Raw genomic sequence first — 18015 nt, forward strand, 5'->3', positions numbered from 1 at the left:
GAAATGCTCGGTTATCGCTACAGCATGTACCGTCAATGTGGGCACAGACGATGCAGAACCGAAAGCAACTTTACTCGATCCAGATCTTGCGCGGTCTCGCCGCAACTGCCGTCCTGATCGCTCATACGATCGAGCATCCACGCGCTGAAACCAACAATGCCATCACGATGCTGGGCGTTTTCGGTGTTCAACTGTTTTTCGTCATCAGCGGTTTTATCATCGCCTATGTCAACGCCGATGGTCCGTTCCGGCCCGGCGACTTCCTGACAAGGCGCGTTTTCCGCATCGTGCCGCTTTACTGGCTATGCACGATCACGGTTTTCTTCTGCGCGCTCTATCTGCCATCCCTGTTCAAAACCACGGTCGCGGATGTCGGCTATTTCATCAAGTCGCTCTTCTTCATTCCTGCGGCCACGCCGGGCGATCCGAGTGACTGGCGCCCGATCTTCAAGCTCGGCTGGTCGCTCAACTACGAACTGTTTTTCTATGCGGTCTTCGCCCTGTTCTGGTGGTGCAAAAGCGCCTTGCAGCGCACGGTCCTCCTGACCATAGTCTTCGGTGCCTGCGTTATCGGAAGCTTCTTTGTCGAGCCGTCGGCAAGTGTCGCCGCGTTCTATCTGCACAAGAACCTGCTGACTTTCATGAGCGGCATGTGGCTGGCGGAAGCGGAAAAACATCGCCTGTGGGAAAGGATGCCCCCGGCAACACTGGCTGGAATCGGGATACTGGCTGTGGCCGCGCTCTACGGCACCTTCTCCACCCCGCTGGCCGCGTTCAACAATTTCCCGATATATCTCATCATGTGCGGCGCGGCTGTCCTGCTGGTCGCTGGCGCGTTGGGCGTCGAGCGCTGGCTTGGCGACCTGCGAGACAATTTCTTTGTGGATCTCGGCGCGATTTCCTATTCGCTTTACCTGACGCACATGTTCGTGGTCGGTTTCGGCTGGGCGGTGCTGCGTAAATTGAACCTTGGCCCTGCTACTGAAATCGCCGGCATGGCAGCCATCGTGGTCGCGGCGATCATCGCGGCCAAGATTTCGTATCGCCTGATTGAACAGCCGTCGAACAGGCTCGGCCAGATGCTCACCAGGCGCAACAAACCATCGCTGACGGTCGCTCAGGCGGAAGCCTGAACGGCCCGTAAACGCTTTGGTTCGGTTATAACATCTTTCGAGAAAGCAGAATTTTCGTGAATGCCCCCACTTTCTTTGAAATAAAACGATTTGTGGGGTTCCGCTTATCGAAATGATTGCCTATAAGGCCCGCTTAGCCCACAGAATTCATACGCTGCCAACCCGCCGGAAAACCGTGCGGGCTTTTCTGGCAGGCTAAGAAGCATGTCTCTCGAAAGTGGGAACCGGTTTCGGGACAAGACAATGCGCGCGAAGAAGATAGGATGAGCTCATGCCGAAACGTACAGATATCAAATCGATCCTGATTATCGGCGCGGGCCCCATTGTCATCGGCCAGGCTTGCGAGTTCGACTATTCCGGCACGCAGGCCTGCAAGGCGTTGAAAGAGGAAGGCTACCGCATCATCCTCGTCAACTCCAACCCTGCCACGATCATGACCGATCCCGATCTGGCCGATGCCACCTATATCGAGCCGATCACGCCGGAAGTGGTCGCCAAGATCATCGCCAAGGAGCGCCCGGACGCGATCCTGCCCACCATGGGCGGCCAGACCGCGCTCAACACCGCATTGTCGCTGCGCCGCATGGGTGTGCTGGAACGTTATAACGTCGAGATGATCGGCGCCAATGCCGAAGCCATCGACAAGGCGGAAGATCGCGCGCTCTTCCGCGAGGCGATGAAGAAGATCGGCCTCGACACGCCGGGCTCGATGCTCGCCAACGCGACCGAAATCAAGGACGAGGACCGCAAGCGTCACGAAGCCAAGCGCGCCGAAGTGAAGGCGCAGTTCTCCGGCGACGATCTCGACAAGGCGCTCGACAAGCTGGAAACCGAATGGCAGCTCGGTGAAGTGGAGCGCAAGCAGCGCTATATGAGCCACGCGCTCGCCAAGGCAGCGCAGGCGCTCGACGTGGTCGGCCTTCCGGCAATCATCCGCCCAAGCTTCACGCTCGGCGGCACCGGCGGCGGCATTGCCTATAACCGTCAGGAATTCTTCGAGATCATCGAACGCGGGCTCGACGCCTCGCCGACGACCGAAGTTCTGATCGAAGAGTCGGTTCTGGGCTGGAAAGAATATGAAATGGAAGTCGTCCGCGACAAGGCGGACAATTGCATCATCATCTGCTCGATTGAAAACCTCGACCCGATGGGCGTGCATACGGGCGACTCGATCACGGTTGCGCCAGCGCTGACCTTGACCGACAAGGAATACCAGATCATGCGCAACGCCTCGATTGCGGTGCTGCGCGAGATCGGCGTCGAAACCGGCGGCTCCAACGTGCAGTTCGCGATCAACCCGGCCAATGGCCGCATGATCGTCATCGAAATGAACCCGCGCGTTTCGCGCTCGTCCGCGCTGGCTTCCAAGGCAACCGGCTTCCCGATTGCCAAGGTCGCGGCGAAGCTTGCCGTTGGTTACACGCTCGATGAGCTCGACAACGACATTACCGGCGGCGCGACGCCTGCCTCGTTCGAGCCGTCGATCGACTATGTCGTCACCAAGATCCCGCGCTTTGCATTCGAAAAATTCCCCGGCTCCTCGCCGATCCTGACCACCGCCATGAAGTCGGTCGGCGAAGTGATGGCCATTGGCCGCACGTTCCAGGAATCGTTGCAGAAGGCGCTGCGCGGCCTCGAAACCGGCCTGACGGGCCTTGATGAAATCGCCATCCCCAACATCGAGGAAGGCGACGAGAAGAACGCCATCCGCGCCGCTATCGGCACGCCGACGCCGGATCGTCTGCGCATGGTCGCGCAGGCAATGCGCCTTGGCCTCACCACCGAGCAGGTCCACGACGCATCGAAGATCGATCCGTGGTTCCTCGAGCAGATCGAAGCCATCGTGAAGACCGAAGAGCGTATTCGCGAACATGGTCTGCCGCAGGACGCTGAAAACCTGCGTATGCTGAAAGCCATGGGCTTCTCCGATGCGCGCCTTGCAAGCCTGACCGGCAAGGACGCCGAAGACGTGGCGAAGCTGCGCGCCGAGCTGGACGTGCATCCGGTCTATAAGCGCATCGATACCTGCGCCGCCGAATTCGCCTCGCCGACCGCCTATATGTATTCGACCTACGAAACGCCTTTCGTCGGCCAACCGCGCTCGGAAGCCGAAGTGTCGGATCGCAAGAAGGTCGTCATTCTCGGCGGCGGTCCGAACCGTATCGGTCAGGGCATCGAGTTCGACTATTGCTGCTGCCATGCGGCCTTCGCGCTCGGCGATGCCGATTACGAAGCCATCATGGTCAACTGCAACCCGGAAACGGTTTCGACCGACTACGACACGTCGGATCGTCTTTATTTCGAACCGCTGACCGCCGAGGACGTGCTGGAAATCCTGCGCGTCGAGCAGGAAAAAGGCACGCTTCACGGCGTCATCGTGCAGTTTGGCGGACAGACCCCGCTCAAGCTCGCCAATGCGCTTGAAAAGGCAGGCATTCCGATCCTCGGCACCTCGCCGGACGCCATCGACCTTGCCGAAGATCGCGACCGTTTCCAGAAGCTGCTCATCAAGCTCGACCTCAACCAACCGAAGAACGGCATCGCCTATTCGGTCGAACAGGCGCGCCTCGTCGCCGCCGATCTCGGCTTCCCGCTGGTCGTGCGTCCGTCCTATGTTCTGGGTGGCCGCGCCATGCAGATCATCCACGATGAACGGGCTTTGCAGAACTATCTGCTCGACACCGTGCCGGAACTGGTGCCGGAAGACATCAAGGCAAAGTACCCGAACGACAAGACCGGCCAGATCAACACGCTCTTGGGCAAGAATCCGCTTCTGTTCGACACCTATCTGACCGAAGCCATCGAAGTGGACGTCGATTGCCTGTGCGATGGCAAGGACAGCTTCGTCGCCGGGATCATGGAACATATCGAGGAAGCTGGCATCCATTCGGGCGACTCGGCCTGCTCGCTGCCGGTGCACACGCTTTCGCCAGAAATCGTCGCAGAACTGGAGCGTCAGACGGCAGCGCTTGCCAAGGCGCTTCATGTCGGCGGGCTGATGAATGTGCAGTTCGCCATCAAGGACGGCGAAATCTTCATTCTCGAAGTCAATCCGCGTGCATCGCGCACCGTGCCATTCGTGGCAAAGACGGTCGGCACGCCGATTGCCAAGGTCGCGGCCCGCATCATGGCCGGTGAAAGCCTTGAAGCCGCACTCGGCGCTTATGGCGGCAAGCCGAAGACGCCTTCCCGCCCGCATATCGCGGTCAAGGAAGCCGTGTTCCCGTTTGCCCGCTTCCCCGGCGTCGATACGCTGCTCGGACCCGAAATGCGCTCGACCGGCGAAGTCATGGGCCTCGACTACGACTATGCACTGGCTTTTGCAAAGGCACAGCTTGGCGCGGGCGTGGAACTGCCGCGCGAAGGCACTGTCTTCGTGTCGGTCCGCGATGAGGACAAGGAACGCGTGCTCGGTCCGGTTCGCCTGCTGGCTGGCATCGGCTTCAAGGTCATGGCGACCGGCGGCACGCAGAAGTTCCTCGAAGCCAATGGCGTCGAATCGACCAAGATCAACAAGGTCATCGAAGGCCGTCCGCATGTGGAAGATGCGATCCGCAATCGCCAGATTCATCTGGTTTTCAACACGACCGACAGCGCAAGCGCTGTTTCCGACAGCAAGTCGATCCGCCGCGCAACCCTGATGCAGAAGCTGCCTTACTACACCACCATGGCCGGTGCAGAAGCCGCCGCCGAAGCCATCGCCGCACTCAAGGCCGGCTCGCTGGAAGTGCGTCCGCTTCAGGATTACTTCCGCTGATCATCTGTCACGATGAGCCTACCGAGCCGCCGGTCATTCCGGCGGCTTTTTTCATGCCGTTTTCGCAGCCCGCACCTCCAGAGGCTTTCCCGAAGGATCGTCTTCCAGACTGACCTGCTGGGTGAAAAGCCCGTCATGCAGATGCGGTTTTCCCAGATGAATGACAGCCGCATCCTTCAGTTCATTAGTCAGCATGTCGCGGATTCGGTCGTAGGCTTCCGCATCAAGGCCGTCGAGCGCGCCATCGATGACGATCCATTTCGGTTTCTGCAAGATCAGGCGGGCAAAGGCGATACACTGGCGCTCGTCGTCGGTCAGGACGCGGTCCCAGCGCGCGACGCGATCCATGCTCGTGGAAAGCCGGTCCAGCCCGGCCCGCCGCAGGACATTTTCCAGATCCTCTTCGGAAAACTTCCTGATATCGAGCGGATAGACCATGATCCCCTTGAGGTTGCCCGGCGGGAAATAGGGCGCGCGCGGCATGAAGGCGACCCCATCGCTGGCGGGCATGCCGATCCGCCCCTCGCCCCATGGCCAAAGCCCGCCCAATGCGCGAAACAGCAGCGTTCGTTGCGTTTCTGTCCCGCCAGTCACCAGCACCCGCTCGCCGGGCTTCACCGAAAAGGCCCTGCGGGAAAGCTTAAGGCACTGATCGGGCGCGGCGATCGACACACCGTCCAGTGTCAGCCTGTCATCGTCATTCGTTGCAAGATCGATCTGCCGGTCCAGATGGCCAAGCGCATCCATGTGCAGCACCGCCTGACGAAAACTCGCGACGCGAAGCAGCGTCGCCCGCCAGTCGGCAATCGCCCCAAAATTATCGACGAACCAGCGCAGCGCGTTATGCACCTGCGTGAACGCGCCGACCGCCATCATCAACCCGCCGAATGTCAGCCCGCCGCCGAAATAGACGGGAGCCGCCACAAGGATCGGCGCGACGATGGTCAGCCAGCCATAACCGGCCGTCACCCATGTCAGCCGGGTGGTTGCGTAGACGATCTTGCGGATCGCGCCCAGAACCGCATCAATGTCCAGATCGAGGCGGCGCCTCTCGTCGCCCTCGCCGCGCGACAGGGTGATGGCGTCGAGATGCTCGTTGACCCGCATCAGCGACGCGCGAAAATCCGCCTCGCGCGCATAGCGATTGGCATTGATATTGACCAGGCTGCGTCCGACCATCCATGTGAGCCACGATGCGGAGGCCGCATAGATGATGACGGCCCAGACCATGTAGCCGGGGATCGAGAAACTGTAACCGGCGACATGAAACACGAAACCGCTCGACAGCGACCACAAGACCCCGACGAAACTCACCAGAATGACAGTCGACTGGAGCAGGTTGATCCCCAGATCGCAGGAGGTTTCGGCCAGATGGCGGGCGTCCTCATGCAGGCGCTGGTCCGGGTTGATGCCAATCTCGCCCGCATTGGCCAGCCGAAAGGCACGCCCCGGCACCAGCCATTGCCCTACCAGATCGCGGGCCAGCCCCTCGCGCATCTTCAGCTTGAACATCTGGTTGAGCCAGGTCTGCGATACGTTGAGCAGCAGGAGCGCGCCCGCGATCCCGAAAAACACCAGCAACTGATGGAAGAAAGCCTGCAAATCCCGGCGGGCAAGCGCATCGTAAAAAGGCTCGTTCCAGCGATTGATGGCGACCTGCCCGATGGCGATCAGCACGACCAGCACGAAAATGCCGGTCCCCAGCGCGATCAGCGTGTTGCGCACCGGCGAAACCAGAAAAGCGCCCACCATCATCGAGACCTGCGAAAAAAGATCGGTCCCATCGCGGGACGGAGTGCCGCCGAACAGCTTCGCTGAACTTTTGCGCAGGCGTTCCGTGACGCTGCGCCTCGCCCTCTTGCGGGGACGGCCTTTTTTGGGTGCGCTCTGCTTCGTCTTGTCCTTGTCTGGTTCAGACGTCATTTCCTGCCTCGCTGCCCACCCGCCGTTCCATGGTGCAGATATATTTGCAACATGCGCATTATGTACGTCACGCGGAAGTCAAAGATAGGATACCAGCACGCTTTTCGTGCAAACCAGCCGTGGTGACCCACAACAATATGCGGGTTTAGTCGAGAACCATTCGCTGCAATCATGGCCGGAAACCAATCCTGCCGGGAAGCAATACATGGCTGTCACGATTACGCCTATCGACAAGGTGCTCATTTATGCGACGTGGAACAACCGCCTTTTAGTCTTTGAAGAACCGGATTTTCCCGAAACGCCGCTTCAGGTGCCGGGCGGCACGGTTGAGGCGGGAGAAGACATTCTCGCCGCCGCCTATCGCGAATTCACCGAAGAGACGGGGCTTCTTTACGGCGACGGGATGATCCATCTCGAAACCGTCGATTATGACTATCCGGAAAGAGGATATACGGAACCTCACCGCCGCCATTGCTTCCATCTGAAATTGCAGGCTGCATTGCCTGAAACCTGGGACCATTATGAAATGTCGCCATGCGGCGGAAGCGATCCGATTCTGTTCAGGCTGTTCTGGCTCGACCGCCGGAGCGCACAAGACCGGCTGGGCCTCGGAATGGCAGGAAGCCTGAATAAAATCAATTTCTAGCTGGCAACGCAGCTGTCTTGTGTTGGTCAAATTTGTCGCATATAGTTAGCGCATCGATTTTTCGGTCGAGTGACTTTGCGACCCGTGCGGCCAGCCGTGCTTCCTGACGATCTCCTGTCCATAAATTCGATCCACAGGGACGTGTGCGAAGCATACGGACTATTCTACTACTTGTTACAAAGGAATTTCCCATGGCTACGGGAACAGTTAAGTGGTTCAACACGACCAAGGGCTTCGGCTTCATCCAGCCTGACCAGGGCGGCACGGACGTTTTCGTTCACATCTCCGCCGTTCAGCGCGCTGGCCTTGCCACGCTCGATGAAGGTCAGAAGGTTTCTTACGAAATCGTCCAGGACCGCCGTTCGGGCCGTTCGTCTGCCGACAACCTCGTCGCAGCATAAGTTTTGCCGCAAGGCATGGAAAAGGCGGGTCTTCGGGCCCGCCTTTTTGTTTGTCCGCATTTTTCTGCTATTCCAACGTCATAACGCTTGTGCAAGCATCAGCGCCGGACAGAAGGTTACGGCAGCCAATTGATCGGCACATGCCCCTTGTCGTTGGCGACACGCTGCAACCATTCACCCACGGCGGGATATTGCTGCATGTCGAAGCCGCCAAGATGGGCTTCATGCGTATAGGCATAGAGCGCGATATCGGCCACCGTATAATTGTCTCCGGCGATGAAGGGCGTTTTCTTCAACTGGGTTTCCATCACCGCCAGCGCCTTTTCGCCGCCAGCCAGCGTGGAAGCCAGACGCTCCGGCGTCGCATCACGCGACCGCTCCGGATAGACCTTCAACGCACGGCGCACGGCAATGTAAGGCTCGTGGCTATATTGCTCGAAGAAAAGCCACTGGTAAACCAGAGCCCGCTCGTAAGCATCTTCCGGCAACAGGGGCGTCCCTTCCGCCAGATGCAGGAGAATGGCATTCGATTCCGCGAGGAAACGCCCGTCTTCCAGTTCCAGCAGCGGAACCTTGCCGTTCGGGTTCTTGGCCAGATATTCCGGCGTGCGCGTCGATCCATCGAGCGAGGAAACCGCGACATGGCGAAACGGCCTGCCGATCTTCGCCAGAAGCAGGCGGGGTTTGTAGCAATTGCCGGAATCGGCTTGTTCATAAAGCGTCAGCATGGTCGTCTCCTGTTTGCCGCAATATTCCTGCCCGCCGGCTTCCTGTCCAATCAGTTTCTTTGCGCCAATATGTCAGCATTGCTGATGGATCTGTTCGTTTCGGCAACACATTTGCGCGAAATCCCGCAATTGCCGCCAAATTCTCAATCCTTCTGTTGCGCTTTCCGGGCCAATGGGACATAGAAAATTCGCAAAACCGGACCGCGCCCGGTGCCGGTTATCAGAGCCTGCCATCTATGGAGATCTATCATGGCATTTCTCGCCGACGCCCTTTCCCGTGTTAAGCCCTCTGCGACCATCGCGGTCAGCCAGAAAGCACGTGAACTGAAAGCCAAGGGCAAGGACGTGATTGGTCTCGGTGCGGGCGAGCCCGACTTTGACACGCCGGACAATATCAAGCAGGCGGCTATCGACGCGATCAATCGCGGCGAAACGAAGTACACGCCCATCTCCGGCATTCCCGAGCTGCGTCAGGCCATCGTTGCCAAGTTCAAGCGCGAAAACGGTCTCGACTACAAGCCGGAACAGACCATCGTCGGCACCGGCGGTAAGCAGATCCTGTTCAACGCCTTCATGGCGACGCTGAACCCCGGCGATGAAGTCATCATCCCTGCCCCTTACTGGGTGAGCTATCCGGAAATGGTGGCGATCAATGGCGGCAACCCGGTCTTCATCAACACCAAGATCGAGGACAACTTCAAGCTGACCGCCGCCGATCTGGAAAAGGCCATCACGCCGAAGACCAAGTGGCTGATCTTCAACTCGCCGTCGAACCCGACCGGCGCGGCTTACACGGAAGCAGAACTCAAGTCCCTGACCGATGTTCTCGTCCGTCATCCGCATGTCTGGATTCTGACCGACGACATGTATGAGCATCTGGTCTATGGCGATTTCGTCTTCACGACGCCGGCCCAGGTCGAGCCTTCGCTCTATGACCGCACGCTCACCATGAACGGCGTGTCGAAGGCCTATGCGATGACCGGCTGGCGTATCGGCTACGCAGCCGGACCGCTGCAGCTCATCAAGGCCATGGATATGGTGCAGGGCCAGCAAACCTCCGGTGCCTGCTCGATCGCACAATGGGCTGCGGTCGAAGCGCTTAACGGCACGCAGGACTTCATCCCGAAGAACAAGGAAATCTTCCAGGCGCGTCGCGATCTGGTCGTCTCGATGCTCAATCAGGCCAAGGGCATCCAGTGCCCGACGCCGGAAGGTGCATTCTACGTCTATCCATCCTGCGCTGACCTGATCGGCAAGAAGACGGAAGCTGGCAAGGTCATCGAAACCGACGAAGATTTCGTCACCGAACTGCTGGAAGCTGAAGGCGTTGCCGTCGTGCACGGCTCGGCATTCGGCCTCGGACCGAACTTCCGCATTTCCTATGCGACATCGGATGCGCTGCTGGAAGAAGCCTGCACCCGCATCCAGCGCTTCTGCGCCAGCCTGCGCTAGGGCATTTCCAGCAAAGGCGTGAAATAGTCAGAGCAAAGAATACCGAGGGGCCGAAAGGCCCCTTTTTCATATCTGCATGTCGGGACATGCCGTGGCGGGTGCCCGGACCTGTCAAAACAGACAGTTGAGCGTGAAAACCATCCGGCTATCCTTGCAATGCGTCGCACGGCCCGGCGAAAGGTCAAAAAAAAAGCCAGACAAATGTCTGGCTTTGAGTTTTGAAGGTGCCTTCAAGGCAAACCTCCAGAGGGGAACACTCAGCCCGCGCAAATGGGAGGAGGAAACGCAGCGCTGAGATGACCTTTATATGCCTGTTGCCCATTGTTTTTGCAATGAGACTTTAGCGCAATGCAGCTATGCATTTTACGCATGTCTAGATCAGACAAGAAAACCATTTAAAATCATCAAGTTACCTCGATCAGAATTACTTGATTATATTATGATTGGCAGATCGACCGCCTAAAGCATGGGCATTGGCAGCAAAGCGATGCCCGCAAATTTGGCAAATCACCCTTTTTGAGTCGCCCTAGCAGATGTCACGCAACTGTCACTGCAATGCAGCGGGCCTGTCACATAACGAGCCTAAAAGCCCCGGCAAGACGCCGCGCATGATGCGCCCGGCGCATGAGCAGCGCGTGAAATGCGCTGCCCCCACAGACAGACCCGAGAAGGAGCGTACCCGTGCGGATCGTTCAGATTACAGACACCCACCTCAGCCCCATCAAGCCGCACTTCAACCGCAACTGGGAGCCGCTCGTTGCCTGGATCGACCAGCAGAAGCCCGATCTCATCATCCACACCGGCGACCTGACGGTGGACGGCGCCGATGTGGAGGCCGACCTTCTGTTCTGCCGCGCCTGCCTCAACGAACTTCCCGCACGCGTTCTCACCCTTCCGGGCAATCACGATATCGGTCATCTTCCCGAAAGCCACCAGCCCGTCAATGCGCAGCGCCTGATGCGCTGGCGCCGTCATATCGGCCCCGACCGCTGGGCGGAAAACTTCGGCGACTGGCGCATTATCGGTCTCAACAGTCTCATTATCGGTTCCGGCGAAGCCGAAGAAGCCGAACAGTTCCAGTGGCTCGAAGACGAATTGAAGCACAGCGACGGCAAGCCGGTCGCCGTCTTCGCGCACAAGCCGCTCTTTGTGGACGGTCCGGACGAAGGCGACAGCGGTTACTGGGGCATCCGCCCTGCCCCGCGCCAGCGTCTCTATGATCTTTTCGCGCAGTATAATGTACAGCTTCACGCCAGCGGCCATCTGCACCGCGCATGGTCGGGCGACGCCTTCGGCACGAACTATGTCTGGGCGCCTGCCGCAGCCTTCATTGTCGGACCGATGGAACGCGATCTCCCCGGCGAGCGCATTCTGGGCGCAGCCGTTCACGATCTCGATGAAGTTGCCACGAGCAGCATCGTCCGCATCGATACGCTGACGCCTTATGTCATCGACGATGTGGTGCATGAAGTCTATCCGCACCACACCGGCGATGGCGAGAAGGTTACCGAGGAGGCAAGCCAGTGAGCACGCTCGTCCTCCGCGACATCGGCAAATCCTACGGGGGAAACCGCATTCTCGATGGCATTTCCATCGAAGCCGCGGAAGGCGAATTCATCGCCCTTGTCGGCCCGTCAGGATGCGGCAAGAGCACGCTTTTACGCATTCTCGCCGGTCTCGACCATGCCGATGAAGGAAGCGTCGAGCTTGCAGGCCGCAACATAACCGGCGCTCATCCCGCCGACCGCAACATCGCCATGGTATTCCAGTCTTATGCGCTCTATCCCCACCTGACGGCGGCGCAGAACATTGCCGTGCCGCTTGCCATGCGCGACCTGACCGCCGTGGAACGCCTGCCGATGATCGGCGCATTCGTTCCGGGGCAGCGCGGCAAACGCGCCGCCATCCAGAAACAGGTCAAGGCAACCGCAACCAGCCTCAAGATCGACCACCTGCTCGACCGCAAGCCGGGCCAGATGTCGGGCGGCCAGCGCCAGCGCGTGGCGCTTGCCCGCGCTCTCGTACGCCAGCCGGGCGCATTCCTGATGGATGAGCCGCTGTCGAACCTCGATGCCAATCTGCGCGTTCACACACGGGCCGAAATCGTCGAACTGCATCGCCGTGCCGGTGTTCCCACCATCTACGTGACCCACGATCAGGCCGAAGCGCTCAGCATGGCCGACCGCGTTGCGGTCATGATGGGCGGCAAGCTGCTCCAGATCGACACGCCGACCGCGATCTATAACGATCCCCGCCATATCGAGGTCGCGCAATTCATCGGCACACCGCGCATCAATATTCTGGAAGCATTGGTCAGCGATAACGGCATGGTGCATTTTGCCGGCCGCGCCATTTTGCAGGATGTCGCCGCCCATTCCGGCACCAATATCCGCATCGGCATTCGTCCCGAGCATTTTAAGCTCAAGCCGCACGACAAGACAGGTATTGCAGGCACGGTCGCGCGGATTGAGTTTCTGGGCTCCGAAGTGCTCGTCTACCTCAAGGCTCCGGGCGCCGCGCAGGACCTCACCGTGAAGCTTGCCCCGGAAGAAGCCCGCGACATCGCTGTTGGCCTGCCTGTCGGGCTGCATTTCGATGCCGCCCACGCCTATCTCTTCGGGGAGGATGGCCTGCGCCTGCGCCAGCCCGCCGGGAATATCGTCAAAACCGCATCTCCGGCAAAGGCCGCCGCTCATGTCTGATATAACGTTATCCGGCACCGCAGTCACCGGCGCACGCACGGCGGCGGAGGAAGCCCGCCGCCGCGAAGAACGGCTTGCCTGGAAGCTGGCGGCTCCGGCCATCATCCTCACGGTGCTGCTGATTCTTCTTCCGACAGCCGCCGTCATTTTCTGGAGCCTCACCAATTTCGAGCTCGGTTATGACGGTTTCGAATTCATCGGGCTGGAAAACTATGCCGAACTGTTCAGTGACCGCACTTTCCTCGTCTCGCTGAAGAACACCGCCATCTATACCGCCATCGTCGCGCCCGCTTCCGTCTTTCTCGGTCTCGGCGTGGCGCTCCTTATCGAAGGCGAAGTTCGCGGCAAATCCTTCTTCCGCACGGTTTACTTCCTGCCGGTCGCCTCGCTCCTCGTCGCCATGGCCACCGTCTGGCAATATCTGCTGCACCCGACCCTTGGCCCCGTCAACGCCATGCTGGGCATGATCGGCATTGCCGGTCCCAACTGGCTCGGCTCCAGCGACACCGTGCTGTTCAGCCTCGCGCTGATCGGCGTCTGGCAGAGCGTCGGCTTCAACATGGTGCTGTTTCTGGCCGGTCTCACCGCCATTCCGCGCGAACTCTATTCCGCTGCAGAAGTGGATGGCGTCAAAAACGGCTGGGAACGCTTCCGGCTGGTCACATGGCCGCTGCTCGGCCCGACCACGCTTTTCGTCACGACGATCAGCATCATCAACGCCGTGAAGGTCTTCGAAACAGTCAAGACGCTGACCGAAGGCGGTCCGAACAAGGCTTCGGAAGTCCTGCTCTGGACCATCTATCAGGAAGGCTTCGTCTATCTGCGCGTCGGCTATGCCTCTGCCATGACGGTGATCTTTCTCGCGGTCCTCGTGATCCTGATGTTGCTGCAATTCCGCGTGCTGGACCGCCGCACCCATTATTGAGGATACCCGGATGACATTGGCTCGTTCTTTCCGTCTTGGACTTCTGTCGCTGGGTGCCCTGCTTTTCCTCGCGCCCTATATCTTCATGCTGTCGACGGCAGCAAAATCGCAGCAGGACATATTCTCATCCTCCTTGTCGCTGATCCCGCACAACTGGGCGCTTTGGGAAAACATCACCAAGGCAATGAGCCGCGTGCCGATGGGGCTTTTGCTGTTCAACGGCGTGGTGGTCTGCGCGCTCGTCCTGGTCATCCAGGTCGTGGTCGCCATTCCCTGCGCCTACGCCATGGCAAAGCTCAACTTTCGCGGCCAGCGCATCATGATGATGATGGTCATGCTCGGCCTTTTGGTGCCGATCCATGCCACGGCACTGCCCTTCTATGTCGGCTTCAACCAGCTCGGCGTGCTCAACAGCTACTTTGCCTTAAGCGCCCCGTTCTTCATCTCGGTCTTCGGCATATTCCTGTTCCTGCAATTCTTCCGCGCCATGCCGGATGATCTCATTAGCGCCGCGCGTCTCGATGGCATGTCGGAAGCTGGCATCGTCATGCGGGTAATCGTGCCCAATGCCTGGCCTGCCATCACCGCCTTCTCGATCTTCTCCGTCGTCGCGCACTGGAACGACCTGTTCTGGCCGCTGATCGTCGTCAACGGCATGGAACGCGCCACGCCGCCGCTCGGCCTCCTTTATTTCCGCGCTGCGGAAGCGGGCGATGATTACGGGGCGCTGATGGCGGCAACGCTCATCATCACCCTGCCGTTGCTGCTGGCATTTCTCGCCGCCCAGCGCCGCTTCATCGAAGGCATCACCCTCACCGGCCTCAAGGGCTGAATTCGTCCCTCCCATCCTCCACAGGAGTTCAAACATGAAACGCTTTTCCGGCGCACTCGCCGCTCTGACCATGGCAACGGCCTTCGGCTCGCCCGCCCTTGCCGACACGACGCTGAACGTGCACTACCCGATGCCGGGTTTCTTCAAGGATGTCATGGCCGACATCTCCAAGAAGTTCATGGAAGAAAATCCGGGCATCAAGATCAACTTCGTCAGCCCCTCGGCAACCTATGAGGAAGGTATCCAGACGATCATGCGTCAGGCTGGAACCTCCGAAATGCCGGATATCACCTTCACCGGCCTGAACCGCCTGCGCGTGCTGGCGGAGCGCAATATCGGCGTCGACATGAAGCCGCTGGTCGAAAAAGAAACCGACATGGAAGCGCAGGGCTTCACCGATCACCTGCTGAGCCTCGCCCGCGTCGGCGACCGTCAGGTCGGTCTTGCTTTCGCAACCTCCAACCCGATCATGTATTACAATGCCGATCTTCTGAAAGCGGCAGGCGGCAATCCCGACACTCCCCCCACCACCTGGGACGAAGTGATTGAACTGGGCGGCAAGATCAAGGCGCTCGGCAACGGCAATGAGGGCATCGATTTCCGCTGGCAGGGCGACGACTGGATGTTCTCCGCCCTTCTGTTCGGCGCGGGCGGCACCATGCTGACCGAAGACGAAAAGAAGGTTGCCTTCAACGGACCGGAGGGGCTCGAAGCCTTCAAGCTCATCGACCGCATGGTGAAGGAAGGCGGTATGCCGGTTCTGACCAAGGCGGCTGGCGAACAGGCTTTCGCGGCTGGCAAGGTCGGCTTCTCGTTCCAGACCACCGGCGCGCTGCGCAACACGATCAAGAATGTCGGCGACAAGTTCGATCTTCGCACGGCGAAAATCCCGCTCATCAACGCCGAAAAGGGTCGCCTGCCAACCGGCGGCAATGCGGTCGTCATCCTGACCGAAGACCAGTCCAAGCTTGATGCGGCATGGAAATTCGCCAAGTTCGCCGCCGGACCTTATGGCGCGTCCGTGGTCGTCCCCGGCACCGGCTATGTGCCGAACAACGAACTGGCCGCAAAGTCCGACGAATATCTCGGCAAATTCTATGAAGAAAATCCACTCTTCAAGGCCGGTCTCAGCCAGATGAACCTGATGATCCCGTGGTATGCCTTCCCCGGTTCCAACGGCGTGAAGGTGACGCAGACCATCGTCGACAATCTTTCCCGCGTCGTTGAGCAGTCCGCCACGCCGGAAGACGCCCTTGCCGACGCTTCCAGAGAAGTCCAGCGCCTGCTGCCGCGCAAGTAGTCAAACCTTGATCCCAGTAGCCCTCACCCTGAGGTGCGGAGCGGAGCGAAGCCTCGAAGGGCGAGGGTGCAGTATACGCTCCCTCGCCCTTCGAGACGCTGCCTTCAGCAGCTCCTCAGGATGCGGGGAGCGGGATGCCGTCCGCCCTAAACAAAAAGGCCGCGCTGGCGATCAGCGCGGCCTTTTGATGGAGTGCAAGATGCGATCAATAGGTCCAGTTGCGGGCCTTCGAGAACAGGAAGTCGCGGAAGGCGTGGAGTTTCGCGGAATTCTTCAAGGCTTCCGGATAGCAGAAGAAGGTATCGAAGGACGGTATTTCCTCCAGCTCCGGCAGAAGCTGGACCAGACCGGACTCCTTGTCCGCCATATAGTCGGGAAGAACCGCGATGCCGACGCCCCGCTGCACGGCGCGGCGGATCGACAGAAGATTGTTGACCTGCAATGCCGGGATGCGCGAGCTGCCGTCGGTGCGTCCGGCGATCTCCAGCCAGTTGAGGCCGGTCAGATAGCTCGGCGCCGGTTCACCGAAGGTCACGACGCGGTGCTGGTCGATCTCGTCTATCGAGTTGAGCTTGCCATATTTCGAGACATAACCCGCAGATGCATAGACATGCATATGCACCGTGAACAGGCGGCGCTGGATCAGGTCGGGCTGCTGCGGCTGCCGCAACCGGATGGCGCAATCCGCATGGCGCATTGTCAGGTCCAGTTCCTCATTGTCGAGGATGAGCTGGAGCTGGATATCGGGATAAAGCTCGACGAATTCCTGAATGCGCTCGATCAGCCAGCCGGAACCGAGACCGACGGTCGTCGTGACGCGCAGGCGGCCTGTCGGCTTTTCCTTGCTTTCGGCAAGCTTCGAGCGAACGTTTTCCAGCTTCATCAGCACATCATGCGCGGTGCGATAGAGCGTTTCGCCTTGCTCGGTCAGGATGAGACCGCGCGCATGACGATGAAACAGCGGGACGCCGACATCCTGCTCAAGCGCGCTCACCTGACGCGAAATAGCCGATTGCGACAGATGCAATGTCTGGGCCGCGTGGGTGAACGACCCAGCCTCAGCCGCCGCATGAAAAATGCGCAGTTTATCCCAGTCGAGCGGTGCGACCACGGTATTCCCCTCTCATTACTCCGCAGCTTCGTGCAGCGGTTCCTGTGCGGCAAGCCAGCGCTCGGCCTCAAGGGCAGCCATGCAGCCCATGCCGGCAGCAGTCACGGCCTGACGATAAATGTCGTCCGTGACGTCGCCCGCGGCGAAAATGCCCGGAACGTCGGTAGCCGTCGAATCGGGCGCGGTCCATAGATAGCCGTTCGGCTTCTGCTTCAGTTTGCCCTCGAACAAGGAAACCGCAGGCGCATGGCCGATGGCGACAAAAACGCCATGCGTGTCGAGTTCCTGCGTTTCGCAGGTCACGACATTCTTGAGACGCACGCCGGTGACGGTCGCGCCCATGGGCGGTTTTGCTTCGGTGCCGAGGATTTCATCGATCACGCTGTTCCAGATAACGGAGACGTTCTGGCGCGAAAGCAGGCGATCCTGCATGATCTTTTCTGCGCGGAAACCGTCGCGGCGATGCACAACCGTCACGCTCTTGGCAATATGCGAAAGGTAAAGCGCTTCCTCGACAGCGGTATTGCCGCCGCCGACCACGACCACATCCTTGCCGCGATAGAAGAAGCCGTCACAGGTCGCGCAGGCCGAAACGCCGCCGCCCATGAAGGTCTGCTCGCTGTCGAGGCCAAGCCATTTGGCCTGTGCGCCCGTGGCGATGATCAGGGCATCGCAGGTATAGACCGTGCCGGAATCGCCTTTCAGGCGGAAAGGACGCACCGTCGTTTCAACCTCGGTGATGATGTCATGGACGATTTCAGCGCCGACATTCTGCGCCTGCGTCGCCATCTGGTCCATCATCCACGGTCCCTGCACCGGATCGGCATAGCCCGGATAGTTTTCCACGTCGGTGGTGATCATCAGCTGACCGCCCTGCTGCAGCCCGGCGATCACGATGGGCTTCAGCATGGCGCGGGCGGCATAAATCGCCGCAGTATAACCAGCAGGACCCGAGCCGATGACAATGACTGGCGCATGACGCTGTGACATGAAGTTTTCTCCGGTCCCGGAGCGCTTCGGCCTGCTCAGGCCTTGTCAGCGCCCCACATGTTGGCTTTCACGTGCGCCTCGAACCGCTCACAATCCGGCACACACTAAAATCGAT

General features: G+C 59.6%; 14 protein-coding genes. 10 read left to right on the forward strand and 4 right to left on the reverse strand.

Annotation, left to right across the window (positions count from 1 at the left end):
• The first annotated feature begins 50 nt into the window (after positions 1-50).
• Both F9K78_RS01090 and carB read left to right on the forward strand, forming a co-directional pair.
• Positions 51-1133 carry an acyltransferase family protein gene (locus tag F9K78_RS01090; RefSeq protein WP_121986002.1) on the forward strand — a complete coding sequence of 361 codons (1083 nt, stop codon included), beginning with the start codon at positions 51-53 and terminating at the stop codon, positions 1131-1133.
• A 271-nt stretch (positions 1134-1404) separates the two neighbouring features.
• Positions 1405-4890, forward strand: coding sequence for a carbamoyl-phosphate synthase large subunit (carB, locus tag F9K78_RS01095; protein ID WP_121986001.1), 3486 nt, complete (start codon positions 1405-1407; stop codon positions 4888-4890).
• 51 nt (positions 4891-4941) lie between these two features.
• Here carB and F9K78_RS01100 read toward each other — a convergent pair whose 3' ends face one another.
• Positions 4942-6813, reverse strand: coding sequence for an ABC transporter ATP-binding protein/permease (locus tag F9K78_RS01100; RefSeq protein ID WP_121986000.1), 1872 nt, complete (start codon positions 6811-6813; stop codon positions 4942-4944).
• Between the two features lie 205 nt (positions 6814-7018).
• On the opposite strand from F9K78_RS01100, the gene F9K78_RS01105 reads away from it, so the two are divergent.
• Together F9K78_RS01105 and F9K78_RS01110 are read left to right on the forward strand one after the other, a co-directional pair.
• Positions 7019-7459: an NUDIX hydrolase gene (locus F9K78_RS01105; protein WP_121985999.1), complete on the forward strand. Its 441-nt coding sequence runs from the start codon at positions 7019-7021 to the stop codon at positions 7457-7459.
• A gap of 191 nt (positions 7460-7650) precedes the next feature.
• Entirely contained in the window at positions 7651-7860 is a 210-nt protein-coding gene (locus F9K78_RS01110; protein ID WP_006471898.1) for a cold-shock protein, read from the forward strand.
• A 116-nt stretch (positions 7861-7976) separates the two neighbouring features.
• Here F9K78_RS01110 and F9K78_RS01115 read toward each other — a convergent pair whose 3' ends face one another.
• Positions 7977-8588 carry a glutathione S-transferase family protein gene (locus F9K78_RS01115; RefSeq protein WP_121985998.1) on the reverse strand — a complete coding sequence of 204 codons (612 nt, stop codon included), beginning with the start codon at positions 8586-8588 and terminating at the stop codon, positions 7977-7979.
• Positions 8589-8837: 249 nt separating this feature from the next.
• On the opposite strand from F9K78_RS01115, the gene F9K78_RS01120 reads away from it, so the two are divergent.
• The 6 genes from F9K78_RS01120 to F9K78_RS01145 all read left to right on the forward strand — a co-directional run bounded on the left by F9K78_RS01120 (position 8838) and on the right by F9K78_RS01145 (position 15799).
• Positions 8838-10040 carry a pyridoxal phosphate-dependent aminotransferase gene (locus F9K78_RS01120; RefSeq protein ID WP_121982786.1) on the forward strand — a complete coding sequence of 401 codons (1203 nt, stop codon included), beginning with the start codon at positions 8838-8840 and terminating at the stop codon, positions 10038-10040.
• A gap of 681 nt (positions 10041-10721) precedes the next feature.
• Positions 10722-11567, forward strand: coding sequence for a metallophosphoesterase family protein (locus tag F9K78_RS01125; protein ID WP_121985997.1), 846 nt, complete (start codon positions 10722-10724; stop codon positions 11565-11567).
• Positions 11564-12742 (forward strand): ABC transporter ATP-binding protein, encoded by a 1179-nt coding sequence (locus F9K78_RS01130; RefSeq protein WP_121985996.1) that lies wholly within the window; start codon positions 11564-11566, stop codon positions 12740-12742. Before F9K78_RS01125 ends, F9K78_RS01130 begins: the two co-directional genes overlap by 4 nt.
• Positions 12735-13667: a carbohydrate ABC transporter permease gene (locus tag F9K78_RS01135; RefSeq protein ID WP_121985995.1), complete on the forward strand. Its 933-nt coding sequence runs from the start codon at positions 12735-12737 to the stop codon at positions 13665-13667. The genes F9K78_RS01130 and F9K78_RS01135 overlap by 8 nt, the downstream gene beginning before the upstream one ends.
• A gap of 10 nt (positions 13668-13677) precedes the next feature.
• On the forward strand, positions 13678-14499 hold the full coding sequence (locus tag F9K78_RS01140) for a carbohydrate ABC transporter permease (protein WP_121985994.1): 822 nt from the start codon (positions 13678-13680) through the stop codon (positions 14497-14499).
• A 34-nt stretch (positions 14500-14533) separates the two neighbouring features.
• Positions 14534-15799: an ABC transporter substrate-binding protein gene (locus F9K78_RS01145; RefSeq protein ID WP_121985993.1), complete on the forward strand. Its 1266-nt coding sequence runs from the start codon at positions 14534-14536 to the stop codon at positions 15797-15799.
• A gap of 205 nt (positions 15800-16004) precedes the next feature.
• Here F9K78_RS01145 and F9K78_RS01150 read toward each other — a convergent pair whose 3' ends face one another.
• Together F9K78_RS01150 and trxB are read right to left on the reverse strand one after the other, a co-directional pair.
• On the reverse strand, positions 16005-16910 hold the full coding sequence (locus F9K78_RS01150) for a LysR family transcriptional regulator (protein WP_006467289.1): 906 nt from the start codon (positions 16908-16910) through the stop codon (positions 16005-16007).
• A 15-nt stretch (positions 16911-16925) separates the two neighbouring features.
• Positions 16926-17900, reverse strand: coding sequence for a thioredoxin-disulfide reductase (gene trxB, locus F9K78_RS01155; protein ID WP_121985992.1), 975 nt, complete (start codon positions 17898-17900; stop codon positions 16926-16928).
• Positions 17901-18015 lie beyond the last annotated feature (115 nt).

Origin of the sequence: Brucella pseudintermedia, from assembly GCF_008932435.1 — a bacterium.
GTDB classification, from domain to species: Bacteria; Pseudomonadota; Alphaproteobacteria; order Rhizobiales; family Rhizobiaceae; genus Brucella; species Brucella pseudintermedia.